At 50.0% G+C, this 242-nt stretch carries 1 pseudogene; it reads left to right on the top strand.

What is annotated here, in order from left to right:
* Positions 1-242 (top strand): annotated as a pseudogene (locus Q4563_RS22075) (AmpG family muropeptide MFS transporter); the annotation flags it as partial.

The following is a 242-nucleotide window of genomic DNA, read 5'->3' on the forward strand; positions in this document are numbered from 1 at the left end:
GCGTAATGGCTGGTTTGCGTTGCTGATTCTGTCGTTTATCGCCGTTTTTCGTTTGAGTGATATCACCATGGGGGTGATGGCCAATCCGTTTTATCTGGATATGGGGTACAGCAAATCAGACATTGCCCGCATCGCCAAAATTTTTGGTTTTGTGATGACGGTGGTCGGGTCGGGTGTCTGTGGTGTTATGGTTGTCAAATGGGGCATGTACCGGCCCTTGCTGCTAGGTGCAATCCTGGTAG

It is taken from the genome of Gilvimarinus sp. 1_MG-2023 (assembly GCF_030548285.1).